At 45.9% G+C, this 5,992-nt stretch carries 7 protein-coding genes and 1 pseudogene; 1 reads left to right on the top strand and 7 read right to left on the bottom strand.

Annotation, left to right across the window (positions count from 1 at the left end):
- Positions 1-959 (top strand): G5 domain-containing protein (locus GMD4S_RS06695; RefSeq protein WP_000292587.1); only part of this gene is annotated, 959 nt, incomplete at its 5' end.
- A gap of 54 nt (positions 960-1,013) precedes the next feature.
- Here GMD4S_RS06695 and purB read toward each other — a convergent pair.
- The 7 genes and pseudogenes from purB to purD all read right to left on the bottom strand — a co-directional run.
- A complete protein-coding gene (gene purB / locus GMD4S_RS06690; protein WP_000610724.1) occupies positions 1,014-2,312 on the bottom strand; it encodes an adenylosuccinate lyase in 1,299 nt (432 codons plus the stop codon).
- A gap of 170 nt (positions 2,313-2,482) precedes the next feature.
- Positions 2,483-3,061 carry a hypothetical protein gene (locus tag GMD4S_RS06685; RefSeq protein WP_000031524.1) on the bottom strand — a complete coding sequence of 193 codons (579 nt, stop codon included), beginning with the start codon at positions 3,059-3,061 and terminating at the stop codon, positions 2,483-2,485.
- A gap of 24 nt (positions 3,062-3,085) precedes the next feature.
- Entirely contained in the window at positions 3,086-3,214 is a 129-nt protein-coding gene (locus GMD4S_RS13870; RefSeq protein ID WP_272942513.1) for a hypothetical protein, read from the bottom strand.
- A 1-nt stretch (position 3,215) separates the two neighbouring features.
- The gene (gene purK / locus GMD4S_RS06680) at positions 3,216-4,307 is read right to left on the bottom strand and encodes a 5-(carboxyamino)imidazole ribonucleotide synthase (protein ID WP_000099072.1); all 1,092 of its coding nucleotides are present in this window, start codon (positions 4,305-4,307) and stop codon (positions 3,216-3,218) included.
- Positions 4,294-4,782 carry a 5-(carboxyamino)imidazole ribonucleotide mutase gene (gene purE / locus GMD4S_RS06675; RefSeq protein WP_000805605.1) on the bottom strand — a complete coding sequence of 163 codons (489 nt, stop codon included), beginning with the start codon at positions 4,780-4,782 and terminating at the stop codon, positions 4,294-4,296. The genes purK and purE overlap by 14 nt, the downstream gene beginning before the upstream one ends.
- Positions 4,783-4,810: 28 nt before the next feature.
- Positions 4,811-4,903 (bottom strand): annotated as a pseudogene (locus GMD4S_RS13920) (phosphoribosylaminoimidazole carboxylase); the annotation flags it as partial.
- Positions 4,904-5,189: 286 nt separating this feature from the next.
- Positions 5,190-5,992 (bottom strand): phosphoribosylamine--glycine ligase (gene purD / locus GMD4S_RS06670; protein WP_000320217.1); only part of this gene is annotated, 803 nt, incomplete at its 5' end.

The raw sequence follows: 5,992 nt of genomic DNA, 5'->3' as shown, positions 1-5,992 counted from the left end.
AAAATGAACTAGCTGCCAATGTTGAAACCAAACCGGAACTCATCACAAGAGCAGAAAAGATTCCATTTGAAGTTATCAAGAAGGAAAATCCGAACCTCCCAGCTAAGCAAGAAAAGATTGTCACACCAGGTGTAGATGGCGAACGCACTCATTACATCTCTGTCCTTACTGAAAATGGTAAACAAACAGAAACCGTTCTAGATAGCCAAGTAACCAAAGAACCTGTGACCCAAGTGGTTGAAATCGGTGCCCCTATTACCCACAAAGGGGATGAAAGTGGCCTTGCTCCAGCTGCCGAAGCGAAACCAAGACTGGATATCCAAGAAGAAGAGATTCCGTTCACTACTGTGACACGTGAAAATCCACTCTTACTCAAAGGGAAGACTCAAGTCGTTACTAAAGGCGCTAACGGTCGTCGCAGTCATTACTACTCTGTGAGCACTAGTGCTGACGGTAAGGAAGTGAAAACTCTTGTAGATAGCCTTGTGACCCAAGAAGCAGTGACCCAAGTTATTGAAGTCGGAACTCTTGTAACCCATGTAGGGGACGAACACGGTCTTGCTCCAACCGCAGAAACAAAACCAAGACTGGATATCCAAGAGGAAGAAATTCCATTCACTACTGTGACACGTGAAAATCCTCAATTGCCAAAAGGACAAACGCAAGTTGTTACTAAAGGAGCTAACGGCCACCGTACTGCCTTCTACTCTGTGAGCACTAGTGCTGATGGAAAAGAAGAAAGAACGCTTGTCAATAGCGTGGTAACACAGGAAGCAGTCACTCAAGTTGTTGAAGTCGGCACTGCCGCTGAGAAAGCTGAGCAAACTGCACCAACTACTGCCAAAGCAGATGAAAAACAACTCCCTGCAACAGGAAGTCAAAACTCTGCAGGTTTGGTCGCAGCAGGACTCATGGCGACTCTAGCAGCCTACGGACTGACTAAGAGAAAAGAAGACTAAGATTCTTCTAAGAGAATACAAAAAAGCGAGATTGAATCTCGCTTTTTGTTATGATTAGTCACCAAGTCCGATACGTTCAAAGATATCCTCTACTCGTTTAGTGTAGTATGCAGGGTTGAAGATTTCGTCGATTTCTTCTTGAGTCAGACGTGAGGTTACTTCTGGATCGGCTTCCAAAAGTGGTTTAAAGTCTACTTGGTTGTCCCAAGAGTAAGCTGTTTTTGGTTGCACCAAGTCATAGGCTTGTTCACGCGTCATGCCTTTTTCAATCAAGGTCAACATCGCACGTTGGCTAAAGATAAGACCGAAAGTTGAGTTCATGTTGCGGATCATGTTTTCTGGGAAGACCGTCAAATTCTTGACGATATTTCCGAAACGGTTGAGCATGTAGTCGATCAAAATAGTCGTATCTGGTGTGATGATGCGCTCAGCTGATGAGTGAGAGATGTCACGTTCGTGCCAAAGGGCTACGTTTTCATAGGCCGTCACCATGTGACCACGGATAACACGCGCAAGACCTGTCATGTTTTCAGAACCGATAGGGTTGCGTTTGTGAGGCATGGCTGAAGACCCTTTTTGACCTTTGGCAAAGAACTCTTCTACTTCGCGTTGCTCAGATTTTTGAAGACCACGAATTTCAGTCGCCATACGCTCGATAGAAGTTGCGATGCTGGCAAGAACTGCGAAGTACTCAGCGTGAAGGTCACGAGGAAGCACCTGTGTAGAGATTTCTTGAGCACGGATACCGAGTTTGTCGCAGACGTATTTTTCAACGAATGGTGGGATGTTGGCAAAGTTACCAACCGCACCAGAAATCTTACCAGCTTCCACACCAGCAGCCGCATGTTCGAAACGCTCGATGTTGCGCTTCATTTCGCTGTACCATGTTGCCAATTTAAGACCAAAAGTCGTCGGTTCCGCATGCACACCGTGGGTACGCCCCATCATGATGGTGAACTTGTGCTCCTTGGCCTTGTCAGCGATGATGTTGGTGAAGTTTTCAAGGTCACGACGGATAATGTCGTTGGCCTGCTTGTAGAGGTAACCGTAGGCAGTATCCACCACGTCGGTAGAAGTCAAACCATAGTGAACCCACTTGCGCTCTTCACCAAGAGTCTCAGAAACCGCACGCGTGAAAGCCACCACATCGTGACGAGTCTCTTGCTCAATCTCCAAAATACGGTCGATGTCAAAGTCAGCCTTTTCACGAATCAAAGCCACATCTTCCTTAGGGATTTCTCCCAACTCAGCCCATGCCTCGTCAGCCAAGATTTCCACCTCAAGCCAAGCACGGTATTTATTTTCTTCACTCCAAATATTCGCCATCTCAGGGCGAGAGTAACGGTTGATCATTTTTGTTTAAATCCTTTCTTTTTGATGTTTCACTTAGGTGGGGCGGACGCCAGCAAACCTTCGGTTTCATGGCTAATTGTTGAGCCTAAGGTCTCAACAATTCCGTCGCTTACGCTCTCCCCACGGCGTGAAACATCTGGTGAGTGACCTACGGTCACTACTGCTTTGTTCTAATTTTCTAAATCTCTATTCAAATCATTTATCAATGCTTTAAGTGTTAATAGAGCACCTAGCACAAACTCACTATTCACTTCCTGAACTTTTATTTTCAAATCTATTAAAATCCTTGCTGCCTCAGAAAGAAGTTCTTTTTTTGCCTCATTTCTACTAACTTTATTTTTAGAAGAAAGTATCAAACCAACTATTCCTCCGACTGCAGCTAATGCAGCTGGAATAACCAATATCGTTCCCAGACCTGCTAACATTCCTCCGCCAAATACAGCTCCTATACCCGCTAAACCACTAGTAACTACTGCTGCCCCAGCTGTTCCTTCAGCAGCCATTAAAGTAATAAGACCAAACCCACTAACAACACCTAAACCTCCTCCAGCAGTGGCACCTAAAGCACCACCAATTTTATCAGCATTAGATTTACTATATTTAATTCCATTCTCAATGAGTTCACGAATTTTTTCATCTTCAATTTCAGTTATCTTAGTCAATTTGCCTTGAGCAATTTTTTCTGAAATGGTAATAATTTCTCCCGCAGCAAGAAGAGTTTCTTTAGAATTAAAAATTTCTTTTGACATTGTGTATCCTTTATATTGTATAAACTAATCTTCCAAGGCACGTCTAAGTTCTTCTTCCGAATAACCAAATGTGTAATCTTCATCCATTCCGTTAGATAACCAAATATCCGCAGCATCATATACATCTAATGATTCATCAAATTCTTCTGTCATTTCAAAAATCAATCCCTTTCCCAAACTCAACCACACTATCCGGTACATCACTAAACAAGGTCACGTGTCCCATCTTGCGGTTGTGCTTTGCTTCTATTTTACCATACATGTGGAGGTGGGCGCTTGGATTTTCTGTGACATATGTTTCTGCAGCCTCGACGTGCTGGCCGAGGACATTGAGCATGACGGCTGGGGCATGCAGGTGGATAGCTGGCAATGGTGCTCCCAGAACACCGAGAATATGGGTATCAAACTGCGAGAAGTCACAGGCTTCAATCGAGTAGTGGCCTGAATTATGTGGACGTGGGGCAATCTCGTTGACGATGATATTATCAGCCGTCGCAAACATTTCCACGCATAGCGTTCCAGAAAGGTTCAGTTGTTCTGCGATTCGCACGGCCATAGCTTTGGCTTTCTCAGCTAAACTTTCCGAAATGCGAGCTGGCACAATGGTTTTTGAAAGAATGTTGTTGCGATGAATATTTTCCTGAACTGGGAAAGCCGTCACATCCTTACCATTTCCTGATACGATGACAGAAATTTCAAGGTCGAAGTTAACAAATTCTTCCAAGACACAGTCTGCTGAGTCAGCGAGTGCATAGGCTTCTTCCAATTCTGCTTCTGAGCGAATGACCTTTTGCCCATGCCCATCGTAGCCACCGGTCGCAGTCTTAAGGACATAGTTTTTCGACAGGTCGATATCTGCCAAGTCTTGACTTGAAGTCACAACCTTGTAGGGTGCCACAGTGACTTGGGCCTTGTTTGCGAGAAAGTCCTTTTCAAAGATGCGATTTTGAGAAATGCGGAGCAAGTCAGTTCCTTGTGGGAGTTGTCCATCCTTGATAACGGCATCCAAACCATCGGCGTCGACATTTTCAAATTCATAAGTGAGAACATCACATCGATCCGCCAACTGACGAAGGGCGTCCACATCATTATAAGGAGCTACGATGATTTCCGCCACACGGGAGGCTGGACAATCCGCCGCAGGATCCAGCGCGATAACCTTGTACCCCATGTAGATAGCAGAAATGGCCATCATCTGACCCAGCTGACCACCACCGATAATTCCGATTGTTTTAGATGAGCTCATTTGTAGACTCCTCTGCTATTTTTCCTTGCTCTTCTGCGAAATCAGCCAAAGCTGTCGCAATAACCAGGTCCTCTACTGAAAGGAGACGGAGGGCAAAGAGGGCCGCATTTGTCGCTCCAGCTTCACCGATAGCCATAGTCGCAACAGGCACACCACCCGGCATCTGTACGATAGAGTAGAGCGAGTCTACACCACTAAGAGCACGAGATTTGACAGGTACACCGATGACAGGAAGGGTTGTTTTAGCTGCAACCATACCTGGCAAATGGGCTGCCCCACCTGCACCTGCGATAATGACCTTGATACCACGGCTACGAGCTTCCTCCGCATGTCTGAACATGAGATCTGGTGTCCGGTGGGCAGAGACAACCTTCTTTTCGTAGGCTACACCGAAGCGGTCTAGGACTTCGGCGGTTTTTTGCATGGTTGCCCAGTCGGATTTTGAGCCCATAATAATGGAAATTACTGGTTTCATTTCTTCTCCTTTTTCTTCCTTTCAACAATCACCTTAGGTTGTGAGGGACGGCAGCAGCCACCAAAGGTGTCTCATGCCTAAATCGGAAGCCCAAGGTCTTCCGATTTCCCTGAAGGCTTGGCTAACAAAGCCAAGCCTTCTTTCACAACGGCGGTGATTGCTCTATATTAGCTCGCTAATGCTCGCAAACCATACGACCATTAACGTATTTTGTGAATTTTTATTTTTCTTTTTAATAATCGTCTAATGTAGTGCGGACGTAAGCGAACGCTTGTGGCGTTCCATTACTAAAACTGGAGCCTAGGTCTCCAGTTTTCCGCTCCTAGTAGCAAAGCTACTAGGAGTTCCACTACTGCGACGATTATTCTATAGTGGCTCGCTTTCGCTCGCCATGGCAAATATGTCTGTTAATCTTTTATGGCCTTGCTTCCGATATCTGTTCGGTAAAAGAGGCCTTCTGTTTTTTGTTGGGAGAGTTCTTGGTAGATGGTTTCTTGGGCTTCTTTGACGGTATCTGCTGTGGTGACGAGCATATAGACACGTCCACCATTTGATAGCAGCGCTCTGCTATTTTCCGCAAACTTAGCTCCAGCATAGTAGGTGATAATGTCGCCTTCGGTCTTGGATGGAAGCTTAACACCTTTTTCATAGTCTAGCGGGTAGCCCTGGGATGCGACAACCACACCCAGAGTCACACCCTTGTCCGTCCACGTGATGTTTGGCTCCTTGCCATCGAGAATATCCGTGATATTTTGCGCAAAGTCAGATGTCAAACGAGGCAAGATAATCTGAGTTTCGGGATCTCCAAATCGAGCGTTAAACTCTATAACCTTCGGACCGTCAGCAGTCAAAATAAGCCCTGCGTAAAGGACACCAAGATACGGACGACCTTCTTTTATCATTCCTTTAAGAACTGGCTTGACAATAGTCTCAACCGCCGTATCAACCACGCTCTGTGGCAAGTGAGGAACTGGCGCATAAGCTCCCATACCACCCGTGTTAGGGCCCTTGTCGCCGTCATAGGCACGTTTATGGTCCTGAGCCGTTGGCATGATGTAGAACTTGTCCCCATTGACAAAGGCAAAGAGAGAGAACTCTTCTCCGTCAAGGAATTCCTCGATGACCACACGCGCACCTGAGTCACCAAATTTATTGTCCAAAAGCATCTCGTGAGCGGCTTCGACCGCTTGCTCAACTGTTTCAGCAACGA

This window comes from Streptococcus sp. GMD4S, assembly GCF_000296955.1.
The sequence above is the reverse complement of the archived record's forward strand: the minus strand, read 5'-3'. Positions and strand labels throughout refer to the sequence as shown.

Coding starts and splice junctions, on each gene's coding strand:
- purB (WP_000610724.1), bottom strand. CDS start 2,312: ATGATCAACCGTTACTCTCGCCCTGAGATGGCGAATATTTGGAGTGAA.
- GMD4S_RS13870 (WP_272942513.1), bottom strand. CDS start 3,214: ATGACAGAAGAATTTGATGAATCATTAGATGTATATGATGCTGCGGAT.
- purE (WP_000805605.1), bottom strand. CDS start 4,782: ATGAAACCAGTAATTTCCATTATTATGGGCTCAAAATCCGACTGGGCA.
- purK (WP_000099072.1), bottom strand. CDS start 4,307: ATGAGCTCATCTAAAACAATCGGAATTATCGGTGGTGGTCAGCTGGGT.
- GMD4S_RS06685 (WP_000031524.1), bottom strand. CDS start 3,061: ATGTCAAAAGAAATTTTTAATTCTAAAGAAACTCTTCTTGCTGCGGGA.